Annotated in this window: 25 protein-coding genes; 17 read left to right on the forward strand and 8 right to left on the reverse strand. The window is 70.9% G+C overall.

Features of this window, described 5'->3' with window-relative positions; translation table 11 throughout:
- Nucleotides 1-372: 372 nt before the first annotated feature.
- The 4 genes from MQC88_RS00005 to MQC88_RS00020 form a co-directional block, all read right to left on the reverse strand.
- Nucleotides 373-876, reverse strand: coding sequence for a Slp family lipoprotein (locus MQC88_RS00005; protein ID WP_243318035.1), 504 nt, complete (start codon nucleotides 874-876; stop codon nucleotides 373-375).
- Nucleotides 873-2,894 (reverse strand): transglutaminase TgpA family protein, encoded by a 2,022-nt coding sequence (locus MQC88_RS00010; protein WP_243318038.1) that lies wholly within the window; start codon nucleotides 2,892-2,894, stop codon nucleotides 873-875. The genes MQC88_RS00005 and MQC88_RS00010 overlap by 4 nt, the downstream gene beginning before the upstream one ends.
- The gene (locus MQC88_RS00015) at nucleotides 2,891-3,835 is read right to left on the reverse strand and encodes a DUF58 domain-containing protein (protein WP_425491573.1); all 945 of its coding nucleotides are present in this window, start codon (nucleotides 3,833-3,835) and stop codon (nucleotides 2,891-2,893) included. The genes MQC88_RS00010 and MQC88_RS00015 overlap by 4 nt, the downstream gene beginning before the upstream one ends.
- A 72-nt stretch (nucleotides 3,836-3,907) precedes the next feature.
- Nucleotides 3,908-4,861 carry an AAA family ATPase gene (locus tag MQC88_RS00020; protein ID WP_425491505.1) on the reverse strand — a complete coding sequence of 318 codons (954 nt, stop codon included), beginning with the start codon at nucleotides 4,859-4,861 and terminating at the stop codon, nucleotides 3,908-3,910.
- Between the two features lie 163 nt (nucleotides 4,862-5,024).
- On the opposite strand from MQC88_RS00020, the gene MQC88_RS00025 reads away from it, so the two are divergent.
- Nucleotides 5,025-6,875 (forward strand): ArnT family glycosyltransferase, encoded by a 1,851-nt coding sequence (locus MQC88_RS00025; RefSeq protein WP_243318043.1) that lies wholly within the window; start codon nucleotides 5,025-5,027, stop codon nucleotides 6,873-6,875.
- 34 nt (nucleotides 6,876-6,909) lie between these two features.
- Here MQC88_RS00025 and MQC88_RS00030 read toward each other — a convergent pair whose 3' ends face one another.
- Genes MQC88_RS00030 through MQC88_RS00040 form a run of 3 tightly spaced genes read right to left on the reverse strand, consistent with a single transcriptional unit; the run spans nucleotide 6,910 to nucleotide 8,570 of the window.
- On the reverse strand, nucleotides 6,910-7,629 hold the full coding sequence (locus MQC88_RS00030; protein ID WP_243318045.1) for a class I SAM-dependent methyltransferase: 720 nt from the start codon (nucleotides 7,627-7,629) through the stop codon (nucleotides 6,910-6,912).
- The gene (locus tag MQC88_RS00035; protein ID WP_243318047.1) at nucleotides 7,626-8,201 is read right to left on the reverse strand and encodes a Maf family protein; all 576 of its coding nucleotides are present in this window, start codon (nucleotides 8,199-8,201) and stop codon (nucleotides 7,626-7,628) included. Before MQC88_RS00035 ends, MQC88_RS00030 begins: the two co-directional genes overlap by 4 nt.
- A 6-nt stretch (nucleotides 8,202-8,207) precedes the next feature.
- Nucleotides 8,208-8,570, reverse strand: coding sequence for a hypothetical protein (locus tag MQC88_RS00040; RefSeq protein ID WP_243318049.1), 363 nt, complete (start codon nucleotides 8,568-8,570; stop codon nucleotides 8,208-8,210).
- Between the two features lie 122 nt (nucleotides 8,571-8,692).
- Here MQC88_RS00040 and MQC88_RS00045 point away from each other — a divergent pair, with 122 nt between their 5' ends.
- The 13 genes from MQC88_RS00045 (at nucleotide 8,693) to MQC88_RS00105 (ending at nucleotide 19,452) form a co-directional block, all read left to right on the forward strand.
- Nucleotides 8,693-9,244 (forward strand): YceD family protein, encoded by a 552-nt coding sequence (locus tag MQC88_RS00045; RefSeq protein ID WP_243318050.1) that lies wholly within the window; start codon nucleotides 8,693-8,695, stop codon nucleotides 9,242-9,244.
- A gap of 95 nt (nucleotides 9,245-9,339) precedes the next feature.
- Nucleotides 9,340-9,534 (forward strand): 50S ribosomal protein L32, encoded by a 195-nt coding sequence (rpmF, locus tag MQC88_RS00050; RefSeq protein ID WP_243318052.1) that lies wholly within the window; start codon nucleotides 9,340-9,342, stop codon nucleotides 9,532-9,534.
- Between the two features lie 130 nt (nucleotides 9,535-9,664).
- Entirely contained in the window at nucleotides 9,665-10,645 is a 981-nt protein-coding gene (locus MQC88_RS00055) for a beta-ketoacyl-ACP synthase III (RefSeq protein WP_243318054.1), read from the forward strand.
- 162 nt (nucleotides 10,646-10,807) lie between these two features.
- Complete coding sequence (fabD, locus tag MQC88_RS00060) at nucleotides 10,808-11,758, forward strand: ACP S-malonyltransferase (protein WP_243318056.1); 951 nt, start codon at nucleotides 10,808-10,810, stop codon at nucleotides 11,756-11,758.
- A gap of 11 nt (nucleotides 11,759-11,769) precedes the next feature.
- Nucleotides 11,770-12,504, forward strand: coding sequence for a 3-oxoacyl-ACP reductase FabG (fabG, locus tag MQC88_RS00065; protein WP_243320157.1), 735 nt, complete (start codon nucleotides 11,770-11,772; stop codon nucleotides 12,502-12,504).
- 97 nt (nucleotides 12,505-12,601) lie between these two features.
- Nucleotides 12,602-12,841, forward strand: a complete 240-nt coding sequence (acpP, locus tag MQC88_RS00070) for an acyl carrier protein (RefSeq protein ID WP_243318057.1) — start codon at nucleotides 12,602-12,604, stop codon at nucleotides 12,839-12,841.
- Nucleotides 12,842-12,933: 92 nt separating this feature from the next.
- Nucleotides 12,934-14,172 carry a beta-ketoacyl-ACP synthase II gene (gene fabF / locus MQC88_RS00075; protein ID WP_243318059.1) on the forward strand — a complete coding sequence of 413 codons (1,239 nt, stop codon included), beginning with the start codon at nucleotides 12,934-12,936 and terminating at the stop codon, nucleotides 14,170-14,172.
- A 6-nt stretch (nucleotides 14,173-14,178) separates the two neighbouring features.
- Nucleotides 14,179-15,549: an aminodeoxychorismate synthase component I gene (locus tag MQC88_RS00080; protein ID WP_243318061.1), complete on the forward strand. Its 1,371-nt coding sequence runs from the start codon at nucleotides 14,179-14,181 to the stop codon at nucleotides 15,547-15,549.
- Complete coding sequence (pabC, locus tag MQC88_RS00085) at nucleotides 15,546-16,382, forward strand: aminodeoxychorismate lyase (RefSeq protein ID WP_243318063.1); 837 nt, start codon at nucleotides 15,546-15,548, stop codon at nucleotides 16,380-16,382. Before MQC88_RS00080 ends, pabC begins: the two co-directional genes overlap by 4 nt.
- A complete protein-coding gene (gene mltG / locus MQC88_RS00090) occupies nucleotides 16,379-17,434 on the forward strand; it encodes an endolytic transglycosylase MltG (RefSeq protein WP_243318065.1) in 1,056 nt (351 codons plus the stop codon). Before pabC ends, mltG begins: the two co-directional genes overlap by 4 nt.
- Nucleotides 17,431-18,087 (forward strand): dTMP kinase, encoded by a 657-nt coding sequence (gene tmk, locus MQC88_RS00095; protein ID WP_243318067.1) that lies wholly within the window; start codon nucleotides 17,431-17,433, stop codon nucleotides 18,085-18,087. The genes mltG and tmk overlap by 4 nt, the downstream gene beginning before the upstream one ends.
- Nucleotides 18,084-19,064, forward strand: a complete 981-nt coding sequence (locus MQC88_RS00100) for a DNA polymerase III subunit delta' (RefSeq protein WP_243318069.1) — start codon at nucleotides 18,084-18,086, stop codon at nucleotides 19,062-19,064. Before tmk ends, MQC88_RS00100 begins: the two co-directional genes overlap by 4 nt.
- A 28-nt stretch (nucleotides 19,065-19,092) precedes the next feature.
- Nucleotides 19,093-19,452: a PilZ domain-containing protein gene (locus MQC88_RS00105; RefSeq protein ID WP_243318071.1), complete on the forward strand. Its 360-nt coding sequence runs from the start codon at nucleotides 19,093-19,095 to the stop codon at nucleotides 19,450-19,452.
- A 33-nt stretch (nucleotides 19,453-19,485) separates the two neighbouring features.
- Here the strand turns inward: MQC88_RS00105 and MQC88_RS00110 are convergent, their stop codons facing one another.
- Nucleotides 19,486-21,540, reverse strand: coding sequence for a 3-hydroxyacyl-CoA dehydrogenase NAD-binding domain-containing protein (locus MQC88_RS00110; protein WP_243320160.1), 2,055 nt, complete (start codon nucleotides 21,538-21,540; stop codon nucleotides 19,486-19,488).
- Nucleotides 21,541-21,734: 194 nt separating this feature from the next.
- On the opposite strand from MQC88_RS00110, the gene rpoE reads away from it, so the two are divergent.
- From rpoE to MQC88_RS00125, 3 genes are all read left to right on the forward strand, one after another.
- Nucleotides 21,735-22,352, forward strand: coding sequence for an RNA polymerase sigma factor RpoE (rpoE, locus tag MQC88_RS00115; protein WP_243318074.1), 618 nt, complete (start codon nucleotides 21,735-21,737; stop codon nucleotides 22,350-22,352).
- Entirely contained in the window at nucleotides 22,349-23,236 is an 888-nt protein-coding gene (locus MQC88_RS00120; RefSeq protein WP_243318075.1) for a sigma-E factor negative regulatory protein, read from the forward strand. Before rpoE ends, MQC88_RS00120 begins: the two co-directional genes overlap by 4 nt.
- Nucleotides 23,237-23,312: 76 nt before the next feature.
- The gene (locus tag MQC88_RS00125) at nucleotides 23,313-24,842 is read left to right on the forward strand and encodes a Do family serine endopeptidase (RefSeq protein ID WP_243318076.1); all 1,530 of its coding nucleotides are present in this window, start codon (nucleotides 23,313-23,315) and stop codon (nucleotides 24,840-24,842) included.
- Nucleotides 24,843-24,928 lie beyond the last annotated feature (86 nt).

Here is a 24,928-nt window from a genome sequence, read left to right on the forward strand (position 1 = left end):
GTCCGTATCCGGCGCCCGACGCATGTCCGTATCCGGCGCCCGACGCATGTCCGTATCCGGCGCCCGACGCATGTCCGTATCCGGCGCCCGACGCATGTCCGTATCCGGCGCCCGACGCATGTCCGTATCCGGCGCCCGACGCATGTCCGTATCCGGCGCCCGACGCATGTCCGTATCCGGCGCCCGACGCATGTCCGTATCCGGCGCCCGACGCATGTCCGTATCCGGCGCCCGACGCATGTCCGCACCGGTCGTTGGCTTTCCCGCCCGGTGGACGAACCAGGAACAAGAACCAAATAGAAGGCCCGTGGCGAACGGGCCTTCCCTGACGTGGATCGCGATTGGCTCAGTGCACGATCGGTGCCGGTTCCGTCACCACCAACCCCACCACGGCCACGGCGCGGGGCGCGTGATCACGTCGACGCGTTCGCGCACCGGCCACAGGTAGACGACGTCGGCGGCAAGGTGCGGGAAGCGATAGTCGTAGCCGCCGACCTTGCGCGTTTCGTAACCGTCGATGCGCCCGGTGAATGACACCTCGCGGTTCTTCTCGAACAGCGCCGGATCGTAGAAGCCGGAACGGCAGGCGATGAAGCGGCCGCCGACGTCGTCGCTGGCCCAGTACGGACGGCCGTTGCTGCCCAGCCTGGTCGAGATCATCTCGAAGCAGGTGCGGTTGGTCTGTGGCTCGACCTGCACGATGCGGCCGCCCCAGCGCACCGTGGCGCCGGTGCTGTCGTGGTCGGCTGCCTCGCGCGGGGTGATCGGATTGAATTGGCCCTGCAGCGGCACCGGTTGCGTCGCGCAGGCGGCGAGGAGGGCGACGGACAGGGCGGCGAAGACGCCGAGCCGAAGAGTCTTGATCGAGGCGGTCATGCGGATTCTCCGTGTTGCCGATGCGATGTCGCGGAGACGCCCGCCAGCGCGGGCGGAAACCGGCGCGGGCGGTGCCCGAGCAGCGCGCGTACCAGCGTGCGCTCCCCGGACGATCCCGGTTGCCGCGCAGCGTAGCGCCAATTGCTGAAACGCAGGATGAGCCGCTCCAGTTCCCCGGCCAGGTCGGGACGCGCCAGGCTGACTCGTTCAGCCCAGGCGCCCGCCGGTTCGTGCAGCGCACGCCCGAGCCCGAGCCGGTCGTAGCGTGCGGCCAGCCGGCGCCAGGCACGCAGCACCGGATCGTGTTCGCGCTCGGCGCGCGCGGTCAGCCACGCCATCCACAGCAATGCCAGCGATGCGGCGCCGACGAACAGGGCGACCAGGCGCCCGGAATCGATGTCGCGCAATCCCAGCGGTTGCAGCAGGTGCCGCTGCCGCTCGGCATCGAAGCCGAGCACGAAATCGTTCCAGCCACGGCGCAGCCAGTCGCCGGCGTCGAACATCGGCGTCAGCGCGGTGAAGTCGCCGATTGCGCCCGGCGCGCGGTCGGCGATGGTGTCGTAGATGCGTTCGGGTGCAACCGCCGCGGTCGGGTCCACCCGTACCCAGCCGCGGCCGTCGAGCCACACCTCGGCCCAGGCATGGGCATCGGAATTGCGCACCAGCCAATAGCCGCCGATCGGGTTGCGGTAGCCGCCGGCGTATCCGGTGACCACGCGCGACGGGATGCCGGCGGCGCGCATCAGCACGACGAACGCGGAACTGAAGTGTTCGCAGAATCCTGCCTTGTAGTCGAACAGGAACTCGTCGACCGAATTGCGCCCCGGGAGCGGCGTGGCGAGGGTATAGCTGAACTCGCCACGGATCATGCGCATCGCGCGTTGCACGATCGCGGCGTCGTTGGCGGCATTGCCCGGGCCGGCTTCGCGCCGCCACTGCCGCGCCAGCGCAACGGTGCGCGGGTTGTAGCCCTCCGGCAGGGCCAGGGCGTACTGGCGCAGGGTGCGCATGAGGCGCGGTTCGAACGCGGCCGGCGGCGCCGAGCGCATGCGCCAGCGGGTCAGGCTGGTCAGCGGCTTCGCGCTGTAGAGGCCATAGTCCAGCGACAGCCTGGCGCCGGCGGGCGCGGCGGTCGGCAATTCCAGCGCCACCAGCTGGTGGCCTTCGGTTGGTTCGAGTTCGAGTTCATAGTCCCAGCGCGTCGCGCCCGGCTGCACCGTGGCGGGCGGGATTTCGCGCAACCAGCGCGGCTGGGTCCATTGGCGGCCGTCGAAATTCCACAACACCGGCCCACGCCAGTACATCTGCGTCGGCACCGGCGGCGTGCCATCGAACTGCACGCGCAGCGCGGTGCTGTCGTCGTTCATGATGTCGACCCATTCTCCGGGCGCCATGTGGTCGGACAGGCCGGGTTTGGCGAGCGCGCGTTGCGGCACGCCCCACAGCGGCGTGGCCATGCGCGGGAACAGCCAGAACGCCGCCAGCGCCAGGGGCAGTCCGATCGCGGTCAATCGCCACACGGTCGCGAAGCGGCGCCATGGCGGCATCCGATGGCGGACGTCGCCGGATTCGACTTCGGCCAGGCGCAGCAGCGCCGCCAGCGCCAGGGTCGCCCCGAGCAGCCCCAGTGCCAGCGCCAGCGGTCCCTGGTCGAGCAGGAAGGTCGCGAACGGCGCGAACAGCGCGAATCCCAGCAGGCTGCGGCCGTCGCGCAGGGTGAAGGTCTCCGCCGGCTTGATCGCGAGCATCGCGGCGAGCAGCGCGCAGCCGGTGTCGCGGCCGAATGCGAAACGCGTCGTCGCCAGCACCGCGCCGACCAGGGCCAGCGCCAGCAGCAATCGCAGCACGGCCGGCAGCGGGCGCCGCCACGAACCCGCTGCCACCAGTACCCCCGTTGCCCCGATGCCGGTTGCCAGCGAGGGCGTCAATTGCAGCAGCAACGGCAACACGCAGGCGCCGCCGGCGAGCAGCATCCAGGCCCGGCTTTGCGGGTCGAGCGGTGGCGCCGGCGTGCTCATCGCGCGCCACCGGCAGGAGGCAACAGCGCCAGCGCACGCAGGCAGGCATGGCGGTGCGGGGGGCCGGAGGCCGGGCCGAGCGCGGGTTGGCCGGGCAATTGCAGGCGATAGCGGCGGCCTTCGCGCTCGGCTTCGTCGATCCAGCGAGCCAGCCGGCGGATGCGCGCCTCGTAATCGAGCTCCGTCAGTTGCCCCCAGGCCAGCAACACGTCGGCGCCGAGCGGCTGTTCATAGGCGCGCACCAGCAAGGCGTCGCGGCGCGCCGAGGGTTTCCACGCGATGGCGCGCCGCGGGTCGCCGCGGCGATAAGACCGCAGGTGGTGGACGTCGTCGCCGGCCGGATGCAGCCGCGCCAGCGCGTGGGTACCGGCGCCTTCGGGCAGCGGCGGGCCGTGCGCTTCCGGCGCGGGATACACCAGCATCGGCGCGTCCGGCCACACGTACGCCCAGGCGCGCGCGAGCCCGAGCGGGCGCGTGGTGGAAACCTGCAGGCGCCCAGGCTCGAACCAGCCGCGATGGACGGTCGGCAGCAGCAGGCTGGCCTGGCCAGCGCCGTCGGACAGCGACAGGGTGGCCGCCACGTGCCCGCGCTGCACGCGCAGGCCGCGGCGCTCGCGGCCGGGTGCGGCGCGCGCGTGCAGGCGCAGTTCCAGCGGCGTCCCGGCGGCGACCGGCTCGGCGCCGATCGCGGCGATCTGCAGGCCGGTCAACTGCAGGTGCGCGGCCAGCAGGCTGGTGTTCGCCGCCCCGGCCAGCAGCAGCGCCAGGAGCAGCGCAGGGTTGTTGTTGTCGTTGAGCGCGCCGATCCCCATCACCAGCAGCGCCAGCGCGAACCACAGTCCGAAGCGCGTCGGCAGCACGTAGATCCGCCGCCGGTCGAACAGCACCGGCAGCAATTCCGGTCGACGCGGCCGCGCCCAGGATTCGAAGCGCCGCCGCAGGCGCCCGGCCGGCACGGCTTGCGGCGGCGCGTCGCCGGATGTCGCGCTCGCCGGCATCGCGCCCGCCGGCATTCAGTCCACCGGCACCGCGTGCAGGATCGCCTTGGCCAGCGCCGGATGGCTGCCGCCATCGGCTTCGGCCACCAGCCGGTGCGCGGCGACCGCGGCGAACAAGGCCTGCACGTCTTCCGGCAACACGTGCTCGCGCCCCAGCAGCAGGGCATAGGCACGGGCCGCGCGCAGCAGCGCGATCCCGGCCCGCGGCGACAGCCCGACGCGCACGCCGGGGTGCTGCCGGCTGCGCGTCAGCAGCGCCTGCACGTAGTCGACCAGCGCCGGGCTGGCGTGGATTCCGCGCACCGCCCGCCGCAACGCCAGCACGTCCTCTGCGCCGAGCAACGGCGTCGCCAGTGCGATCAGGTCGCGGCGGTCGGTGCCCGACAGCAGCGCGCGCTCGGCATCTTCCCCGGGATAGCCCAGCGTCAGCCGCAGCAGGAAGCGGTCCAGCTGCGAATCGGGCAGCGGATAGGTGCCGGCGAGGTCGTTCGGGTTCTGGGTAGCGATCACGAAGAACGGGTCCGGCAGCGCATGCGTCGTGCCGTCGACCGTGACCTGGTGCTCCGCCATCGCCTCCAGCAATGCGCTCTGGGTGCGTGGCGGCGCGCGGTTGATCTCGTCGGCCAGCAGCACGTGCGCGAACACCGGGCCGGGATGGAATTCGAACCGGCGCGCCTGCGCGTCGAACACCGACACGCCGACGATGTCCGACGGCAGCAGGTCCGAGGTGAACTGCACGCGCTGGAATCCCAGGCCGAGCGTGGCCGCCAGCGCGTGCGCCAGCGTGGTCTTGCCGAGCCCGGGCAGGTCCTCGATCAGGAGGTGGCCATCGGACAGCAGCGCGACGAACGCCAGCCGCACTTCCTGCGACTTGCCCAGCAGCAGCGTATTGACCTGGGCCAGCGCCCGTTGCAGCGCGTCGCGCAGTTCGTCGGTTAGCATGCTGGCTGCCACGGGTGTTGCGGACATGCGCACCTCGATGGAAAGTCGGTCGACAAGGACCGGTTCATCCGGCTGCCGCACCGGGGAAGGCTGCGGCAACGTGGACCATTTCACGGGCGGGTCATCCCGACCTGCCATCCTTCGCGCCCCGCGAAGGCCAGTGACGGCGAGTGTAGCGAGGCACGGACGGATGCGGAAAGAACTCCAGGCGCGGCGATGGTTCCTGGTGCTGTGGGCGTCGCTGCTGGTGCTCAAGCTGGTGCTCGCCGCGCAGTTGCCGCTGTTCGTCGACGAAGCCTTCTACTGGCAGGAAGGGCAGCACCTGGCGTGGGCCTATTCCGACCTGCCGGGACTGACGGCCTGGTTGACCCGGATCGGGGTCGCGCTCGGCGGCAACACCCCGCTGGCGCTGCGCGCGCCGTTCCTGCTGCTCGCCGCCTGCCTGCCGTGGCTGGTGGCGCGGATCGCCGCGCGCGAATTCGATCCGGCGCTGGGCTGGCAGGCCGGCATCTTCGCCATGTTGTTGCCGCTGGCCGGCACCCTCGGCCTGCTCGCTGTGCCGGACGTAGCGATGGCGCTGGCGACGTTGTTGTGCATGGACGCCGGCACCCGCCTGCTGCGCAACGTCAGCGCGACCGCGGCGCTGGAGCTTGCCGCGGGGCTGGCGATCGGCGCGCTCAGCCATTACCGCTTCATCGCGGTGATCGCGGTCGGGGGCGTCGCCCTGCTGCTCATTCCGGAAGGCCGGCGCGCACTGCGCGATCCGCGGGTGTGGGTGGCGATCGCGTTCGGCATCGCCGCGTGGACGCCATTGCTGGCCTGGAACATGGACAACGCCGAAGCCGGCCTGCGCTTCCAACTGATCGACCGGCATCCGTGGGCGTTCCATGGCGACGGCGTCTGGTTCGTGCTGGTGCAGGCGTTGCTGGTCACGCCGCTGCTGTTCGCGGCATTGATGCTGGCGGCGTGGCGGCACCGCCGCGACGACAACCTGGTGGCGCGCTATTTCGCCTGGCTCGGCGCGCTGGTGGTGCTTGGGTTCTTCGTGCTCGGCTTCTTCGCCGATACCGAGCGGGTGAGCTTCCACTGGCCGTTGCCGGGCTATGTCGCGCTGCTGCCGCTGCTGCCCGGCGTGTTGCAGCGCTGGCCTGCCTGGCTGCGGCGCGCGACCGCCGCGCTCGCCGCGCTCGGGCTGGTGGCGTTGCTGGGGTATTACGCGGCGGTTTCGGTGCCATCGCTGCGCGCGCAGACGGCGGGTGCGAAGTGGTACCCGGGCAACTTCGCCGGCTGGGACCCGCTGGCACGGGCGGTGCGCGGGATGCGCGCGACGATGCCGGCCCGGACCCGGATCGTCGCCGACAACTTCAAGGTCGGTGCCGAACTCGGCTTCGCGCTCGGCGACCCCGACATCGCGGTGCTGCCGCACCCGCTCAACCGCAAGCACGGTCGCGCTCCGCAACTGGCGTTGTGGGGATTGCGCGCCGACGAGCGCGCCGCGCTCGGGCGGCGCCCGCTGTTGCTCGTGGTCGGCGCCAGCGAGGTCGAATACAAGAACCTGCTCGCCCATTACCACGACCTGTGCCAGCGGCTGGGGCCGCTGCCGCCGCCGCGCGTGGTCAACGTCGACCACGGCAGCCAGCGATTCCTGCTGTTCAGGCTGCCGCCGCGCAAGCGCCCCGGCCCCTGCACCACGCCGGCCATGGCCTGGTTCGATGCGCCGGCCGCCGGCGCCCGCGTCGGCCGCAGCTTCCTGGTGGTCGGCTGGGCGTTCAAGGATGGCGTCGGCATCGACCGGGTCGAGGTGACGCTGGACGGGCGGCCGCTGGTGCAGGCGCGTTATGGCGGACGGCGCGATTATGTCGCGCCGTTCTGGCGGATCTCCACCGACCCGGCGCACCCGGATGTCGGATTCGAGGTCGAAGTCACCTTGTCACGGGGGAGCCACGGCACGCACTGGCTCGGGCTGGTGCTGCACGGCAAGGACGGCAGCCGGGAAGCGTGGCCGCAGCAGCGGATCGAGGTCGACGGCATTCGCGACTGATGCGCCGTCGAACGCGAGAGCGGGCAATGCGGGCTCAATCGCGGGTGGCAACCAGCACTGCGCGGCGGTGGCCGGCGAACGCCAGCGGTGGCGTCCACAGCAGGGCCTCGCGGAAGCCTGCGTCGTGCGCGCGCGCGACGATGTCGCGCCCATAATCGCGGTACACCAGCACGCTGCCGGGGCCGTTCAGGCGATCGCCGTGGTAGGCGGGTGGCAACAGGTGTTCGACCCGTGGCCCGTCGCGGCGTGCGCGTTCGACCGTGGCCGCCTGTCCGGACATCGGCACCGTCAGCAAGAGGCGCCCGCCCGGTCGCAGCACGCGGTGCAGTTCACGCAGGCCCGCGCGATCGTCGGGGACGTGTTCGAACACCTCGGTGGAAGTGCACAGGTCGAAACTGCGATCGGCAAAGCTCAGCTGCTGGACATCCTCGCAGCGGATGCCGTTGCGGCTGCCGCCAGGCGGCACGCCGTCCAGGTATTCGCTGGTGGCCACGCTGCGGCAGTGGCGCTGCAGGTGGCGCAGCACCGCGCCGGTGGTGGAGAGTTCGTAGGCATCGATGGCCGCAAGGCGCCCGACGTGGGTGGCCAGCGCGGCCAGCAGCGACAGGTGCACCGGCGTCCCGCGGCAGCGCAGGCAGCGCACCTGCATCTCGTCGCCACCAAGGCGCAGCAACAGCGATGGCCCGCAGCCCGGGCATCGGAAGGGCCGCAGCCGCAAGTCGCGGATGCGCGCGAAGGCGGCCAACGCGGTCATGGCAGGAGGAAGCCGGCCTGGCGCAGCAACCGTGCCGTCGCGATCAACGGCAGCCCGACCAGCGCGGTCGGATCGCGCGACTCGATCGCCTCGAACAGGGCGATGCCCAGCCCTTCGGACTTGAAGCTGCCGGCGCAGTCGAAGGGCTGCTCGGCGTCGACATAGCGCGCGATCTCCTCGCCGGCCAGGGCGCGGAAGCCGACCAGGGTGGTGTCCAGGAACTCTAGGCGGGGACCGTCGGCGTGCGCCAGGCAGATGGCGGTATGGAAGGCGACGCTGCGGCCCGACATCGCTCCCAGCTGCGCCAGCGCCGCTTCGCGCCCGCCGGGCTTGCCCAGCGCGGTGCCGTCCAGTTCGGCGACCTGGTCGGAGCCCAGCACCCACGCGTCGGGATGCTGGCGCGCCACCGCGGTCGCCTTGGCGGCGGCCAGCCGCCGCGCCTGCGCCGCTGGCGGCTCGCCGGGCAGGGCGGCCTCGTCGGTGCCGGGCGCGGCCACGTCGAAGACCAGCCGCAGCCGCGCCAGCAGGTCGCGACGGTAGCGCGAGGTCGAAGCCAGGATGAGGCGGGGCATCGTGGTTCAGTGCACCACAGGGGCGCGCGCGCGCTCGATCTGCAGCAATTGCTGGTCGATTCGCCGGCGCCCGGCATCGATCGAGTCGCGGACCGAGGCCAGTTGCTCCAGCGAGGCGTCGTGGCCATGCTGTTGCAGCCACAGGCGCTGGCGCAGCATCTCCTGCAGCGCGTCGCGCACCGGGTTGTCGTCGTTGCCGGCCACCGCCTCGATCTCGGCCCGGGCCGTGCGCAGGCGCTCCTCGAGGGCGTCCGCGGCGTCCAGCACCTGCGCCAGCGCCCGCTGGCGGCGGCCACTGCGCTGCCGCAGCAGCAGGACCAGGGCCACGACGAAGGCCGCGGCGAGCAACAGCGCGAGGACGGTGGCCAAGGTCGGGTCCGGGCGGGTGGAACGGCCAGTCTGCCGTGGCGGCGGGCGGGGGGCAAATTCCCCGCAGCGGCAATGACTTGGGTTTGACAGGGCGGCCGCGGCCCCCTAACATTTCGCCGCTTATGTCTGCCGAATCGCACGATTCCGGGAGCCCGGGGCGGTTGCCCGGGGTACTGGACGCCTGGCGCATGGTGGCCGCGCGGCGGGGATTCGAAGGCAGCCTGCCGTTGTCGTCGATGTCGCGCCTGCGCGATGCGCTGTGCGACGACGAAGGCATGGTGCGATACGTGATCGAGTTCGATCGCGACGCATTGCAGGTGCCGTATGTCGAGTTGCGGGTCGACGCCGCGTTGCCGCTGGTCTGCCAGCGCACGCTGCAGCGATTCCTGCAACCGGTGCAGGTGTTGCAGCGGCTTGCGCTGCTGCCCGCCGACACCGACGTGGAAGCGGCCGAAGCCGGGTTGCCGCCCGATTACGAGCCGCTGCTGGTGCCCGAGGATGGCGTGGTACGGCCTGCGGAACTGATCGAGGACGAATTGATCCTCGCGGTCCCGGTGGTGCCGATCGCGCCCGGCAGCGAGGCGCTGGAGCGGGACTGGCCGGTGCAGGCGGACGAAGCGGCGAAGGCCCACCCGTTCGCGGCGCTGGCCGGGCTGAAGAAAGAGCGCGATTGAGGCAATCGCGCGACGAGACAACCGAGTGCGGCGCGAGCCGCTGTTTTGGCAAGCCACCCCGTGGCAAGTAACGAATCGAAGGCTGGAGCAATCCCATGGCTGTACAGAAGTCCCGCGTTTCCCCGTCCCGCCGCGGCATGCGCCGCGCCCATGACGCCCTGGCCGCGAAGCAGTTGTCGACCGACCCGACCACGGGCGAGACCCACCTGCGCCACCACGTCACCGCCGACGGCTACTACCGCGGCAAGCAGGTGATCGTGCCCAAGACCAAGGTCGTCGAGGAAGATTGACCCCGCGGGCGTGGATCGTTGACGCGGCCACGCCCTTCGCTGTCGCCGGGCCCCGGAAAGGCTACCGTCCTTGCCATGCAAGGCCGATGCCGGGCCGCCCGGGGCCGGACCATCCCATGGGGTCGCGCGCATGAGTGACAGGATCTATTCCCGCATCGCGGGCACCGGCAGTTATTTGCCGGAAAAAGTGCTGACCAACGACGACCTGGCCAAGCTCGTCGATACCAGCGACGAGTGGATCGCCTCGCGCACCGGGATCCGGGAGCGTCATGTCGCCGCCGAGGGCGAGACCACCTGCGACCTGGCGTACAACGCCGCCATGCGGGCGTTGGAAGCGGCCGGCGTCGAGGCCTCCGAGCTCGACCTGATCGTGCTCGGCACCACCACCCCCGACCTGATCTTTCCGTCCACCGCGTGCCTGGTCCAGCACCGCCTGGGCGCCAACGGCTGCCCGGCGTTCGACGTCAATGCCGCTTGCTCGGGCTTCGTCTACGCGCTGTCGGTGGCCGACAAGTTCATCCGCTCCGGCGCCGCGCGCACCGTGCTGGTGATCGGCGCGGAAACCCTGACCCGCATGGTCGACTGGACCGAGCGCACTTCCTGCGTGCTGTTCGGCGACGGCGCCGGCGCTGTCGTGCTCAAGGCCGACGCCGAGACCGGCATCCTCAGCACCCACCTGCATGCCGACGGCGGCAAGAAGGAGTTGCTGTGGAACCCGGTCGGCGTTTCGGTCGGCTTCAAGCCGGACGAGCCCAATGCCGGCGTGCGCATCAACATGACCGGCAACGACGTGTTCAAGCATGCAGTCAAGGCGCTGGATGCGATCGTGGAGGAAACCCTCGAAGCCAACGGCCTGGACCGCCACGAGATCGACTGGCTGATCCCGCACCAGGCCAACCTGCGCATCATCGAGGCCACCGCCAAGCGCCTGGACCTGCCGATGGAGCGGGTGGTCGTCACGGTCGACAGGCACGGCAATACCTCGTCGGGTTCGGTGCCGCTGGCGCTGGACGAGGCGGTGCGTTCGGGCAAGGTCCAGCGCGGCCAGCTGCTGCTGCTGGAAGCCTTCGGCGGCGGTTTCACCTGGGGCTCGGCGCTGCTGCGGTATTAGGATCGCGCTTGCCGGCGCTGCATCGCGCTGGCTCGAGTGTCGCGCCGCGGGCTTTCGAGTCCGTGCTGCGCCCGATACATACGCACCGGTACAGACGAGTGCGACCGCCAGCCCGTATCATTCGCGCCCCGCGCCATCCGTGGACCCGTGTCGAGAATGCCGATGAACGCCTCGCCTTCGCTCGCCTTCGTGTTTCCCGGCCAGGGTTCGCAGTCTCTCGGCATGCTCGCCGAGCTCGCCGGACTCCACCCGCTGGTGCACGAAACCTTCCGTGAAGCCTCCGAGGGTGCCGGTGTCGACCTGTGGGCGTTGTCGCAGGGTGGGCCGGAAGAAATGCTCAATCGCACCGAGTACACGCAGCCGGCATTGCTGGCCGCGGGCGTGGCGGTGTGGCGGCTGTGGCGGCAGCGCGAGGGCGCGCAGCCATCGGTCCTGGCCGGGCACAGCCTCGGCGAGTACAGCGCGCTGGTCGCCGCCGGCGCGTTGTCGCTCGAGGACGGCGCGCACCTGGTGCGGCTGCGCGGGCAATTGATGCAGGATGCGGCGCCCGCGGGCGTCGGCGCGATGGCCGCGGTGCTCGGCGCCGAGGACGCGGTGGTCGCCGCGGCCTGCCAGGAAGCGTCCGGCAGCCAGGTCGTGGTGCCGGCCAACTACAACTCCCCCGGCCAGGTCGTGATCGGCGGCGACGCCGATGCGGTCGATCGGGCACTGGCGTTGCTTGCCGCGCGCGGCGTGCGCAAGGCGGTCAAACTGGCGGTCAGCGTGCCCTCGCACACGCCCCTGATGCGCGAAGCCGCCAATCGGCTGTCGGAAACGATGGCCGGGATGCGCTGGCACGAGCCGCAGATCCCGGTGGTGCAGAACGTAGATGCCGAAGTGCACGACGGCGTGCACGCGATCCGGGACGCGCTGGTGCGCCAGCTCTACCTGCCCGTGCAATGGACCGGCTGCGTCCAGGCGCTGGCGGCGCGCGGTGCCACGCGGATCGCCGAATGCGGCCCGGGCAAGGTGCTCGCCGGCCTGTGCAAGCGCATCGACAAGGCGCTGGATGCACGCGCCCTCGGCACGCCGGGCGAATTCGAAGCCGCGCTGGCGGACTGGAGCAACCCATGAGCCACCACCACATGCTGAAAGGTGAAATCGCGCTGGTCACCGGCGCCAGCCGCGGCATCGGCGCCGCGATCGCCGACGAACTGGCCGCGCAGGGCGCTACCGTCATCGGCACCGCGACGTCCGAACCAGGCGCCGCCGCCATCGGCGAGCGGCTCCAGGCCGCCGGCGGCCACGGGCGCGAGCTCGACGTCACCGACGCCGCCGCGGTCGAGGCGCTGGTCGATTCCATTGCCAAGGAGTTCGGCGCGATCGGCATCCTCGTCAACAACGCCGGCATCACCCGTGACAACCTGCTGATGCGCATGAAGGAAGAGGACTGGCAGGCGATCCTCGACACCAACCTCAGCAGCGTCTATCGCACCAGCAAGGCGGTGATGCGCGGGATGATGAAGGCGCGCCGCGGCCGCATCGTCAACATCGCCTCGGTGATCGGCGTCACCGGCAATGCGGGGCAGGCCAACTACGCCGCGGCCAAGGCCGGGATCATCGCCTTCAGCAAGTCGCTGGCCAAGGAAGTCGGCAGCCGTGGCGTCACCGTCAACGTGGTCGCGCCCGGCTTCATCGACACCGACATGACCCGCGCGCTGCCGGAAGCAGCGCGCGAGGGGCTGCTCGGCCAGATCGCGCTTGGTCGCCTTGGCGAGCCGGCCGACATCGCCCGCGCGGTGGCCTTCCTGGCGGGCCCGTCGGCGGCCTACATCACCGGCGAAACCCTGCACGTGAACGGCGGCATGTACATGCCGTAACCGCTTGAGCCGGAAGGGTAATCCTGCCCGTGCGCGGGCGCCCCGGCTTTCCCTTACACTATCCGTCTGAACAGTCTCCCGGGAGGAGCAAGCACCCATGAGCAGCATCGAAGAGCGCGTCAAGAAGATCGTCGTCGAACAACTGGGCGTCAAGGAAGAAGAGGTCAGCAACAGCGCTTCGTTCGTCGATGACCTCGGCGCCGATTCGCTCGATACCGTCGAACTGGTCATGGCCCTCGAAGAGGAATTCGAGTGCGAGATCCCGGACGAGGAAGCCGAGAAGATCACTTCCGTCCAGCAGGCGATCGATTACGTCAAGGCGCACGTCAAGGCCTGAGCCTTCCGCGCATCGTGGCAAGCCGGGGCCGCATACGCGGCCCTGCGCATTTGTAGAGCACCCGTCGAACAGCGCAGCACGGAGTTCCCGACATGTCCAAACGTCGCGTCGTCGTCACCGGCCTCGGCATCCTGTCGCCCCTGGGCAACGACCTGCAGAGCAGCTGGGAGGGCATCGTCCACGGCCGTTCGGGGATCGGGCCAATCACCCATTTCGACGCATCCACGTTCCCCTCGAGGATCGCCGGCCAGGTCAAGGACTTCGATCCGGGCCAGTGGTTCCCGCCGAAGGACGTCAAGAAGATGGATCCGTTCGTGCACTACGGCGTGGCCGCATCGATGATGGCCGTCGCCGATGCCGGGCTGGAGATATCCGGCGAGGCCGCCGAGCGCATCGGTGTCGCCATCGGGGCCGGCATCGGCGGGCTCAAGGGGATCGAGGAAACCACGCTCAAGTACGCCGAGGGCGGCGTGCGCAAGGTCTCGCCGTTCTACGTGCCCAGCACGATCATCAACATGATCGCCGGGCAGGTCTCGATCATCACCGGCGCCAAGGGCCCCAACATCGCCGCGGTCACCGCCTGCACCACCGCCACCCACAACATCGGCCTGGCGATGCGCATGATCCAGTATGGCGAAGCCGACGCGATGATCGCCGGCGGCGCCGAGTATGCGGTCACGCCGACCGCGGTGGCCGGCTTCTGCGCGATGAAGGCGCTGTCCACCCGCAACGACGAACCCGAGAAGGCCTCGCGGCCGTGGGACAGGGACCGCGACGGCTTCGTCATCGGCGATGGCGCGGGCGTGCTGGTGATCGAGGAATACGAACACGCGAAGGCGCGCGGCGCGCGCATCTACTGCGAGCTGGTCGGATTCGGCATGAGCGGCGACGCCTACCACATGACCGCGCCCAGCGAGAGCGGCGACGGCGCCGCGCGCTGCATGCGCAACGCGATCAAGGACGCGGCGATCGAGCCGTCGGCGATCGGCTACATCAACGCCCACGGCACCTCGACCCCCGCCGGCGACCTCGCCGAGACCAACGCAGTCAAGTCCGCGCTCGGCGACGCCGCGTACACCACGATGGTGAGTTCGACCAAGTCGATGACCGGCCACCTGCTCGGTGCCGCCGGTGGCGCGGAGGCCGTGTTCTCGGCGATGGCGCTGCACACCGGCATCATCCCGCCGACGATCAACCTCGAGCATCCGTCGGAAGGCTGCGACCTCGACTACGTGCCGAATGTCGCGCGCGAGGCGAAAATCGAGATCGCGATGTCGAACTCGTTCGGCTTCGGTGGCACCAACGGCACGCTGATCTTCCGCCGCGCCTGAGGGCGCATGCTCGTTACCCGCAACCTCGCCTCCGGCGCCGACCTGCTGGCATTGCAGCGGCTGTCGCCCCGGCGCTACCCGTTGCTGCTGGAATCCTCGGCCGCAGGGACCGCGCAGGGCCGCTGGGACCTGCTGCTGGTGGCCAACGGCGAGTCGCTGGCACTCGATGCCCAAGGCATGACGCGCCGCCAGGACGGCAGTGTCGTCGACGGCGATTTCCTCGCTGCGCTGGACGCGCAGTGGCGCGCGTGCCGCCTGCCGCGCGAGGAGCCGCGCTGGCCGTTCCGTGGCGGCTGGGCGCTGTTGCTGGGCTACGAACTCGCTGCGCAGGTCGAACCGGTATTGCGCCTGCCGCCCGCGCCGGGCCGCCTGCCGGTGGCGCTGGCCTTGCGCTGCCCGGGCGCGATCCTGCACGACCGCGCCAGCGGCGACTGCATCGCTGTCGCCGAGACCGCGAATGCGGCCATGCTCGATGCGATCGCCGCCGACCTCCCGGCCGCGCAGGCCTTGCCGCCGCTGCCGGCGTGGAGGCCACCGGTGGCGGTGGCGGAAGACGCGCCACGTCGCTTCACCGACGGCGCCGCCCGGATCCTCGACTACCTGGCCGCCGGCGACGTGTTCCAGGCCAACCTGTCGCGCGGCTGGGAGGCGCGATTCGACCGCGCGCTGGATCCGGCGGAACTTTTCACGCGCCTGCGCAGCCACAATCCGGCGCCCTTCGCCGGCCTGTTCGCGGGCGATGGCTGGGCCGTGGTCAGCGCGTCGCCGGAGCGGCTGGTGTCGGTCCGTGGCGACGTGGTCGAGACGCGCCCGATCGCAGGCACCCGGCCCAGGTTCGAAGGAGACGACGATGCCGCGCGCATCCACGACCTGGTCGGCAACCCCAAGGAGCGCGCCGAGCACGTGATGCTGATCGACCTGGAGCGCAACGACCTCGGCCGCGTCTGCACGCCGGGCAGCGTCGAGGTCGACGAGCTGATGACGGTCGAAAGCTACGCCCACGTCCACCACATCGTCAGCAACGTGCGCGGCCGCCGGCGTGCCGATGCCACCCCGGGCGACGTGATCCGGGCGACCTTTCCGGGCGGCACCATCACCGGTTGCCCCAAGGTGCGCTGCATGCAGGTCATCGCCGAGCTTGAAGGCCAGGGTCGCGGCGCCTACACCGGCGCGTTCGGCTGGCTCAACCGCGACGGCGACCTCGACCTCAATATCCTGATCCGCAGCGCCGAGCTGGAGCGCGACGCGGCCGGCGCAAGCCGCCTGCGTTTCCGCACCGGCGCCGGCATCGTCGCCGACTCCGATCCGCAGCGCGAGCTCGACGAAACCAGGGCCAAGGCCCGCGGCATGCTGCGCGCGCTCGGAGTGGCCGAATGACCACGCGGATCTTCGATGGCCGCCGGCGGGTGGACGCGATCGCGGCCGACGGTCGCGGCGTGGCCTATGGCGACGGCCTGTTCGAGACGATGCGCGTGCATCGTGGCACCGTGCCATGGTGGGACGCGCACTGGGCGCGGTTGCAGCACGGTGCACAACGACTGCACCTGCGCCTGCCGGAGCCGCGGCAGGTGCGCGAAGAGGCCGCGGACCTGTTCGCCAACGACGATTCCGCCAATGACCGCGGCGGCGTGCTCAAGCTGATCGTGACCCGCGGCGGCGGCGGCCGCGGCTACGCGCCGCCGGCTGCAGCGGAGCCGTCCTGGCTGTTGTCGCGCTACCCGGTCCCGGTGGCCGTCGCGGACGGATTGCGCGCCCGCTGGTGCGAAACGCGGCTGGCGTCGCAACCCTTGCTGGCCGGGATCAAGCACTGCAATCGGTTGGAGCAGGTGCTGGCGCGCGCCGAATGCATCGAAGCCGGCGTCGACGAGGGCCTGATGCGCGACCTGGATGGCAACGTGGTTTCCGCCACCAGCGCCAACCTGTTCGTGTTTCGCGACGGCCGATGGCTGACCCCGCTGCTGGACCGCTGCGGTGTCGCCGGCGTCTGCCGCGCGCAACTGCTGCCGGCCTTGCAGGCGCGGGAAGCGCGGCTGGACACGGCCGCGCTCGAGGCCGCCGATGCGGTTTTCCTGTGCAATGCGGTGCGCGGTATCCTGCCGCTGGCCAGGCTCGGTGCGCGCGCATGGCCTGCGCATCCCGCGATCGCGGCGGCGCGCGTCGCGCTCGCGCGCCGGCATCCCGCTTTTGCCCTGGACGTGGAGCACCCGTGAGCCCGCAAAAACGCAAGCACGGCTTCGGCCTGTTGTTCGTCGCCACCGCGTTGCTCGCGGGCGCGCTCGGCTACTGGGCGGTCAACCGCTACCTTGGGTTTGCCGACGTGCCGCTGGCGGGGCTGGACGCCGGCGACAGCGTCCGGGTCGAGCGCGGCGACTCTTTCGCCAGGGTGCTCGACAAGCTGCATGAAGCCGGCATTCCCGCTGGCCAGCGGGTCGAGTGGCAGTTGCTGGCGCGCCAGCTCGGCGCCGCCGGCAAGCTGCAGGTCGGCGAATACGCGCTCGACCCGGGGACAACGCCGCGGCAACTGCTGTTGCGGATGCGCGAAGGCAAGGTCATCAGCCATCGCATCACGATCGTGGAAGGCTGGAACATGCGCGAACTGCGCGCGGCGCTGGCGAGGGCGCAGCCGCTGGAGCACGAAACCGCGCAGCTGGACGACGCGGCGCTGATGGCGGCGCTCGGCCAGCCCGGCGTGCACCCGGAAGGACGCTTCCTGCCGGAAACCTATGTCTATACCCGCGGCGACAGCGACCTCGACGTGCTCGGCCGCGCGCGCGCGGCGATGGCCGAGGCATTGGATGCGGCCTGGGAGTCGCGCGTGCCCGGCCTGCCGCTGCGCTCGAAGGAGGAAGCGTTGGTGCTGGCTTCCATCGTGGAAAAGGAAACCGGGATCGCCGAGGAGCGCCCGCGGATCGCGGGCGTGTTCGTGCGCCGCCTGGAACTGGGCATGAAGTTGCAGACCGATCCGACCGTGATCTACGGCATGGGCGAGCAATACGCCGGCAACATCCGCCGCGCGGACCTCGCCACGGACACGCCCTACAACACCTACACCCGTCCCGGCTTGCCGCCGACGCCGATCGCGATGCCGGGGGCCGCGGCGCTGCAGGCGGCTACGCATCCGGCGCAGGGCGACGCGCTGTATTTCGTCGCCGTCGGCGATGGCAGCGGTCGCCACGTGTTCACGCGTTCCCTCGCCGAGCACCAGGCCGCGGTGCGCGAGTACCTGCAGCGCTACCGGCAACAGCGGCGGCAGGCGCAATGACACAGCTTCCCGCGCATCCGCATTTCGTAACGCTGGAAGGCGGCGAGGGCGCCGGCAAGACCACCGTGCTGCAGGCATTGCGGGCCTCGCTGCAGGACGACGGGCGAGAAGTCGTGTGCACGCGCGAGCCCGGCGGCACGCCGCTGGCCGAACGGATCCGGGGGCTGCTGCTGGACCCGGCGCACGAGCCGCCCGCGCCGGAAACCGAATTGCTGCTGATGTTCGCCGCGCGCGCGCAGCACGTGCGGGAGACGATCCTGCCCGCGCTGGAACGCGGCGCATGGGTGCTCAGCGACCGCTTCACCGATTCCAGCTATGCCTACCAGGGCGGCGGGCGCGGGCTCGACGCGGCTTTCATCGCCGAACTCGAGCGGCGCGTGGTCGGCCTGCAGCCGGGGTTGACGTTGCTGCTGGACCTGGGCGTCGGCACGGGGCGCGAGCGCACCCGCGGCCGCGAGCAGGAGGACCCCGGCAATCGACCGGACCGGATCGAGCGCGAGCACGATGACTTCTTCGAGCGGGTGCGAGCCGCCTTCCTCGCGCGCGCCGCCGCCGAACCTGGACGCATCCGCGTGATCGACGCGGCGCGGCCGGCGGTCGCGGTCGCGGAAGAAGCCCGGGCGCTGCTGCAAGCCTGGAAGGCGGCGCAGTGACGGGCAAGGTCGCCGGGTTCGCGCCTTGGCAGCAGCGCGCCTACGCGCAGGCCGCCGACGCGCTGGACCATGGGCGCATGGGCCACGCGCTGCTGCTGTGCGGCCCCGCGCGACTGGGCAAGCTCGCAGTCGCGCAGCGCCTTGCGCAGCGCTTGCTTTGCCGCGATCGCGACAGCGAAGGCGAGCCCTGCGGCCACTGCCGCGGGTGCCAGTTGTTCGTTGCCGGTTCGCACCCCGACTACAGCCTGGTCACGTTCGCCTTCAACAAGGAAGGTACGCGGCTGCGCACCGAGGTCGTGATCGAGCAGATCCGCGACTTGTCCGCGCGGTTGGCGCTGACCCCGCAGTACGGCGGCGCCCAGGTGGCGATCATCGACCCGGCCGATGCGGTCAACCACGCCGCCTGCAATGCCCTGCTGAAGACGCTGGAGGAGCCGCAGCCCGGCCGCTTCCTGTGGCTGGTTACCGCCGACCCGGGCCGGTTGCCGGCAACGATCCGCAGCCGTTGCCAGAAGCTCGAGATCCGCCTCCCGGGGCCGGAAGAAGCGTTGGCCTGGCTGCAGGCGCAGGGACACGACGCGTCGACCGCAGGCGAAGCCCTTGATGCCGCGCGCGGCCATCCCGGCCTGGCCGACGCCTGGTTGCGCGATGGCGGCCTGGCGCTGCGCCGCGAAGTCGCCACCGACCTGGCGCAACTCGCCCGCGGACAGGTGTCCGCGGCCGCGACGGCGCAACGCTGGGTGGCCGATGAACACGCTGCGCTGCGTTTGCGTTTCGCGACCGACCTGGCGCTGCACGAGGCCAGCGGCCTGGCCGCGACGCGCTTGACCGACGCCGGGCGAACACGCAGGCTGGCGGCGTGGTTCGACGCCGCCAACCGCACCCGCGCGCTGCTGCGCACGACGGTTCGCGCCGACCTCGCGGTCGCCGAATTGCTGCTTGCCTGGCAATCCGATGCGGTCCGGGCAACGGAGTGAATGCAGGAATGGACAAGGGAGCGCATTGATGGCGGCAAACGCGGGCGGTGCACGCCAGGGCATCCTGTCGCTGGCGGTCAAGGACAAGGCGCAACTTTACGGCGCCTACATGCCGTACCTGAAGGCCGGAGGCATCTTCGTGCCGACCGCCAAGCGCTACTTCCTCGGCGACGAGGTCTTTTTGCTGCTGACCCTGCCCGAATCCACCGAGCGCCTGCCGGTGGCCGGCAAGGTGATCTGGGTGACGCCGACCGGTGCGCAGGGCAACCGCACCGCCGGCATCGGCGTGCAGTTCGCCGACAGCAACGAAGGCGAGGCGGTGAAGGGCAAGATCGAAGCGCTGCTGGCCGGCACGCTCAACGCCGACAAGCCGACGCACACGATGTAACCGGCTGGCGGCGGGAAACCGCCGGGGCCCGGTTCAGGGACGCAACGCCGCCATGTCCCAGCCAGGGCGCGGCGCGAACCGGTCGCCGTAACGTGCCTGCAAGGCCTGCAGCTTCGCCACCAGCGCATCGGCGCCGGCCTCGCGCACGTACTGGATCGGGCCGCCGCGGAACGGCGCGAACCCGGTCCCGAAGATCACGCCGGCATCGAGCAGGTCGGCATCGGCGACCACGCCGTCGTGCAGCGCGGCCACCGCTTCATTCAGCAGCGGCAGCACCAGGCGGTCCTCCAGGTCGCTCGGCGCCTGGTAGTCCTTGGGCAGCGCCGGCTTGACCGGCTTGCCATCGGTCCACTTGTACAGGCCCTGGCCGTCCTTCTTGCCGCGCCTGCCGGCTTCCGGCGGGATGGCGAGCGCGTCGGGGATGTCGAGGCCGAGGAACGGTGCCAGCTCCCTCGCCACGCCCGCCGCGACATCCAGGCCAACGGTGTCGATCAGCTCGATTGGCCCCATCGGCATGCCGAATTTCCTGGCCGCGCGGTCGATCGCCGCGCCCGGGATGCCTTCGGCGAAGGCGGTTGCCGCCTCCAGCATGTACGGGAACAGCACACGGTTGACGAGGAAGCCCGGCGTGCCCGCGACCGGTACCGGCAGCTTGTCCAGCGCCTTGCAGAAGGCGGCCAGGCGCTGTTGCGTCTGCGGCGCCATCGCGTCGTGGTGGATGATCTCCACCAGCGGCATCAGCGCCACCGGGTTGAAGTAATGCAGGCCGGCGAATTGCGCTGGCCGCTGGATGTGCCCGCGCAGGTCGGTCAGCGGGATCGAGGAAGTGTTGGTGGTCAGTAGCGCGTCGGCTTTCATCCGCGGCTCGACCTGCGCATACAGTTCACGCTTGGCTTCGGCCTGTTCGATGATCGCCTCGATGACCAGGTCGGCGTCGGCGGCGCCGTCGCCGGGGAGGTCGCCCTTGAGCCGGGCCGCCGCTGCGGCGCGTTTCGCCTCGTCCCTGGACTTTTTCGCGAATAGCTCCTGCGCCCGCGCCAGTGCGCCGTCGATGAAGCGCTGCTCGCGATCCGACAGCGTCACCTCGAAGCCCTTGTACGCCGACCATGCCGCGATGTCACCGCCCATCACGCCCGCCCCGACGACGTGCACGCGGGCGATCCCCGAATCCTTTCCGCCCTGGCCCTTGAGCCGCTCCTGCAGGAAGAACACGCGGATCAGGTTGCGCGCGGTGGCGGTGCCGGCAAGCTTCACCACTGCCCTGCGTTCGGCCGCCAGGCGTGACTGGATGCCGCCGCCGCTGCGGCGCCAGGCTTCTATCAGCGCATACGGCGCCGGGTAGTGCGCCTTCGGCGCCTTGGCCGCGACCCGCTTCGCCAGCATCGGTGCCAGCGCCTGCCGCAGTGGCCACCAGTTGGTCGCCCAGGCCAGGAAGCGCTGCTTGAACGGACGCGTCGCGCCTTTCGTCGCCAATGCAGCGGCGGCATCGACCAGTCCGGCCGCGTCCACCAGCTTGTCGACCAGGCCGATGGCGCGCGCGTTCTTCGCCGACAGGGCGCGCCCGGTCAGCATCATGTCCATCGCCGCCGGCGCGCCGACCAGTCGTGGCAGCCGCACGCTGCCCCCCCAGCCGGGATAGATGCCGAGCTTCACTTCCGGCAGTCCGATCCGGGTGGAAGCATCGTTCGTCGCGACCCGGTAGCGGCAGGCCAGCGCCAGTTCGGTGCCGCCGCCCATGCAATAGCCGTGGATCGCCGCGACCGTGGGGCAGGGCAGTTCGGCGAGCTTCTGCAGCGTCTGCTGGCCGCGGAACAGCGCGTCCTTGACCGTGCCGCGGGCGTCGAACTCCTGGAATTCCCTGATGTCGGCGCCGGCGACGAAGCCCGACGGCTTGCCGGAGCGGAACACCACGCCCCTGGGCGGGTCGATCGCCAGCCGCTCCAGCAGCGTGTCCAGCTCGATCAGCATGTCCTGCGACAGCGCATTCACCGCTTGCCCGTCGCGGTCGATGGTGACCACGGCCACGCCGTCGCCGCGCGATTGCACCTGCCAGTGGCGGAAGCGCAAGCCGTCGAAGCCTGCGATCATGGAGCTCGGCGACACGGGAACTGCCGTCATGGAATGCCATCCGCTACGGTACGGGAGTGAAAAGTATCATCCCGGCCGCATTTGAATGCCGTCAATGCGCCCCCATGAGGGTATGAGGGGTGGAACTTTCCCGCCAGCACGTTGTCCCACTGCCCGGCCAGTGCCGGGCCGACACGCAGGAGCGCCGGCAAGGCATGGCCGAGGTTGAGTTGTCCCAGCAGTTGGACCACGAGCTGGTGAAGCGTGTCCAGCGCGGCGACAGTGCGGCGTTCGACCTGCTGGTACGCAAGTACCAGCACCGGATCGTCGCGCTGATCGGGCGGTATGTCGCCGACTGGAGCGAGTGCCAGGACGTGGCCCAGGAAACCTTCCTGCGCGCCTACCGCGCGCTGGGGAATTTCCGCGGGGACGCGCAGTTCTATACCTGGTTGCACAGGATCGCCGTGAACACCGCCAAGAACCACCTCGTCGCCGGCAACCGCCGTCCGCCCACCGAAGACATCGACGTCGGCGACGCCGAGCAGTTCGAATCCGGCCTGCGCCTGCGCGACAACGACACGCCCGAGCGTGAACTGATGCGCCAGCAGATGGAACAAACGGTGATGCGGGCGGTCGAAGCCCTGCCGGAAGACCTGCGTACGGCGATCACGCTGCGCGAGGTCGACGGCCTGAGCTACGAGGAGATCGCCGCCAGGATGGATTGCCCGATCGGCACGGTGCGTTCGCGCATCTTCCGCGCCCGCGAAGCGATCGACCTGGAGCTGCGACCACTGATGGACAACCAGGATGCACCGGAGCGGGCAACACGATGACTTCCGGACAGGACATGCCACAGGACGCCTTTGACAAGGTCCTTGACCACAACCGCCTGCAGCTGTCGGCGATGCTGGACGGCGCTCTGGCACCCGACCAGGCGCGTTTCCTGCTGCGCCGGTTGCAGCACGATGAAGAACTCGCCGGCTGCTGGTCGCGCTGGCAACTGGCCGGCGACATCCTGCGCGGGCAGGGCGGGGCCACGGTGTCCGCCGGATTCTCGCAACGCGTGGCCGTCGCGGTCGCCGCGGAAAGCCCGGCTGCGGCGCGCGGCCCCGCGCGCTGGACCAAATGGGGCCCGGGCGCGGCCCTGGCGGCCGCTTCGGTCGCTGCGATCGCGCTGTTCGTCACCCGGCAATTGCCGGAAGGGGCGCCGGCGGCCCAGACCGCACCGACCGAGATCGCAAGCGCCGCGGTGGCACCGCGACCGATGCCGGCGCGGCCCGCGGCCCCAGGCCCGGCGCCGGCCCCACAGGCCCCGGACGGCGCGGCACGGGTCGCCGCCGTTGCCGCGGTGGCGGAGGTACCGCGCCGCGCCGCCGTCCGCCGATCGCGCGCACAGAGCCAACGCGCGGCGATCCGCACCCCGGTCCGCCGCAGCGTCGAGCCGCAGCTGGCGGTTGCCGTCGCGGCGGCGGCGCCGGTCATCGCCACCGATCCCGCCAATCCTTTCGCGCCGCGCGCCAGCACGATCACCACGCGGCCATGGCCGCGCGCGCTGCTGCCCGGGGCACCGGGCGCAGGGGCATTCAATGTCGACTACGGCAGTGCCCCGGCCCCGGCGACCACGTTCTATCCGTTCCAGCCCAGGGCAGTGGCCGTGCCCGTGACGCCACAACAGGCGCCCGCCGCAGGCGGCGATGACGGCCATACCCCGCGTTGAGCCGAGGCGGGCGATACGTCGCGTCGCCGGGCGGTACGCCACCGGTTTTCGTTCCTTCCTCCCGAGGTCATCCCCGATGAACACACCGCTACGCACGCGCGTTGGCGCGCTGGCGCTGGTCGCCGCCGTTTCCGCCGCCACCACGGCCGTGGTGCTGCCCGTCGCCACCGCGCAATCGCAGGCGCCGGCGCCGCAGATGGTGGTCGGGTTGCCCGACTTCACCCACCTGGTCGAGCAGGTCGGCCCGGGCGTGGTCAATGTCGAGGCCACCATGGGCGGCAGCCGCGGCCGGCCGCAGGCGCGTGGGCCGGATCGGTTGCCGGACGAGGACCAGATGCCGGAGATCTTCCGCCGCTTCTTCGGCCCCGGGATGCCGTTCCCGGGGATGCCGCAGGATCCGCGTGGGGCTGGTCCGCGCGGGGTTTCGCAAGGCACCGGTTTCATCATTTCCGGCGATGGCTACGTGCTCACCAACCACCACGTGGTCGACGGTGCCGATTCGGTGAAGGTGAAGCTGTCGGATCGCCGCGAGTTCACCGCCACGGTGGTGGGCAGCGACGAGCAGTCCGACGTGGCCCTGCTCAAGATCGATGCCAGCGGCCTGCCGGCGCTGCGCCTGGGCGACTCCAACCAGCTCAAGCCCGGGCAGTGGGTGGTGGCGATCGGTTCGCCGTTCGGGCTCGACCATTCGGTCACCGCCGGCATCGTCAGCGCGGTCGGCCGCAGCAATCCCTACGCCGGGCAGCAGTACGTGCCCTTCATCCAGACCGACGTGGCGATCAACCGGGGCAATTCCGGCGGCCCGCTGCTCAACACCCGCGGCGAGGTGGTTGGCATCAATTCGCAGATCTTCAGCAACTCCGGCGGCTACATGGGCGTGAGCTTCGCGATCCCGATCGACCTGGCGATGGGCGCGGTCAAGCAGCTCAAGGCCACCGGCAAGGTGCAGCGCGGGATGATCGGCGTCGGCCTGCAGGCGATCGATGCCGATACCGCGCGCGGCATGGGCCTGCCGGATACGCGCGGCGCGCTGATCCGCGAGGTCAGCGCCGGCAGCCCCGGCGAGAAGGCCGGGTTGCAGACCGGCGACGTCATCCGCAGCGCCGACGGCCGTGCCGTCGACCAGTCCAGCGACCTGCCGCCGATCATCGGCGCGATGGCGCCCGGGACCAGTGTCCGCCTCGGCATCCTGCGCGACGGCAGGCTGCGCGATGTCGACGTGGTGTTGGCGCCGCTGGACGAAGGCCTGCTGGCCGGCAACGATGGCGGGGGCCCGGACGCCGCACCGGCGTCGCCCGCGCGCGCGTCCTCCAACCCGCTTGGCCTCGTCGGCGAGGCAATCGATGCCGATGACCGCAGGCAACTGGGCCTGCAGCCGGGCGAAGGCGTGGGCATCGCCCGGGTCGAAGGCCTGGCTGCCCGCAGTGCCGGCGTCCGCGCCGGCGACGTGGTGCTAAAGGTTGGCCGCGAAGCGGTGGGCAGCCCCGCCGCGCTCGATCGCGCGCTGCGCGACGCCAAGCCTGGGCAGACCATCATGCTGCTGATCAGCCGCAAGGGCAGCAGCCAATTCGTGGCGGTGACGCCACGCGCGGACGAAGCGCGGTAGGCGCATGCGCGGCGCGACGGCACCGGAGCCTCGCGCCGCCCCTCCCGGCGGGCCCGTGCGATCGGCGCCGGCCGCCCGGCTGCCGC

Origin of the sequence: Cognatiluteimonas sedimenti, from assembly GCF_022808325.1 — a bacterium.
Lineage (GTDB): Bacteria > Pseudomonadota > Gammaproteobacteria > Xanthomonadales > Xanthomonadaceae > Cognatiluteimonas > Cognatiluteimonas sedimenti.

Coding starts and splice junctions, on each gene's coding strand:
- MQC88_RS00005 (WP_243318035.1), bottom strand. CDS start 876: ATGACCGCCTCGATCAAGACTCTTCGGCTCGGCGTCTTCGCCGCCCTG.
- MQC88_RS00010 (WP_243318038.1), bottom strand. CDS start 2,894: ATGAGCACGCCGGCGCCACCGCTCGACCCGCAAAGCCGGGCCTGGATG.
- MQC88_RS00020 (WP_425491505.1), bottom strand. CDS start 4,861: ATGTCCGCAACACCCGTGGCAGCCAGCATGCTAACCGACGAACTGCGC.
- MQC88_RS00025 (WP_243318043.1), top strand. CDS start 5,025: ATGCGGAAAGAACTCCAGGCGCGGCGATGGTTCCTGGTGCTGTGGGCG.
- MQC88_RS00030 (WP_243318045.1), bottom strand. CDS start 7,629: ATGACCGCGTTGGCCGCCTTCGCGCGCATCCGCGACTTGCGGCTGCGG.
- MQC88_RS00035 (WP_243318047.1), bottom strand. CDS start 8,201: ATGCCCCGCCTCATCCTGGCTTCGACCTCGCGCTACCGTCGCGACCTG.
- MQC88_RS00045 (WP_243318050.1), top strand. CDS start 8,693: ATGTCTGCCGAATCGCACGATTCCGGGAGCCCGGGGCGGTTGCCCGGG.
- rpmF (WP_243318052.1), top strand. CDS start 9,340: ATGGCTGTACAGAAGTCCCGCGTTTCCCCGTCCCGCCGCGGCATGCGC.
- MQC88_RS00055 (WP_243318054.1), top strand. CDS start 9,665: ATGAGTGACAGGATCTATTCCCGCATCGCGGGCACCGGCAGTTATTTG.
- fabD (WP_243318056.1), top strand. CDS start 10,808: ATGAACGCCTCGCCTTCGCTCGCCTTCGTGTTTCCCGGCCAGGGTTCG.
- fabG (WP_243320157.1), top strand. CDS start 11,770: ATGCTGAAAGGTGAAATCGCGCTGGTCACCGGCGCCAGCCGCGGCATC.
- acpP (WP_243318057.1), top strand. CDS start 12,602: ATGAGCAGCATCGAAGAGCGCGTCAAGAAGATCGTCGTCGAACAACTG.
- fabF (WP_243318059.1), top strand. CDS start 12,934: ATGTCCAAACGTCGCGTCGTCGTCACCGGCCTCGGCATCCTGTCGCCC.
- MQC88_RS00080 (WP_243318061.1), top strand. CDS start 14,179: ATGCTCGTTACCCGCAACCTCGCCTCCGGCGCCGACCTGCTGGCATTG.
- pabC (WP_243318063.1), top strand. CDS start 15,546: ATGACCACGCGGATCTTCGATGGCCGCCGGCGGGTGGACGCGATCGCG.
- tmk (WP_243318067.1), top strand. CDS start 17,431: ATGACACAGCTTCCCGCGCATCCGCATTTCGTAACGCTGGAAGGCGGC.
- MQC88_RS00105 (WP_243318071.1), top strand. CDS start 19,093: ATGGCGGCAAACGCGGGCGGTGCACGCCAGGGCATCCTGTCGCTGGCG.
- MQC88_RS00110 (WP_243320160.1), bottom strand. CDS start 21,540: ATGATCGCAGGCTTCGACGGCTTGCGCTTCCGCCACTGGCAGGTGCAA.
- rpoE (WP_243318074.1), top strand. CDS start 21,735: ATGGCCGAGGTTGAGTTGTCCCAGCAGTTGGACCACGAGCTGGTGAAG.
- MQC88_RS00120 (WP_243318075.1), top strand. CDS start 22,349: ATGACTTCCGGACAGGACATGCCACAGGACGCCTTTGACAAGGTCCTT.
- MQC88_RS00125 (WP_243318076.1), top strand. CDS start 23,313: ATGAACACACCGCTACGCACGCGCGTTGGCGCGCTGGCGCTGGTCGCC.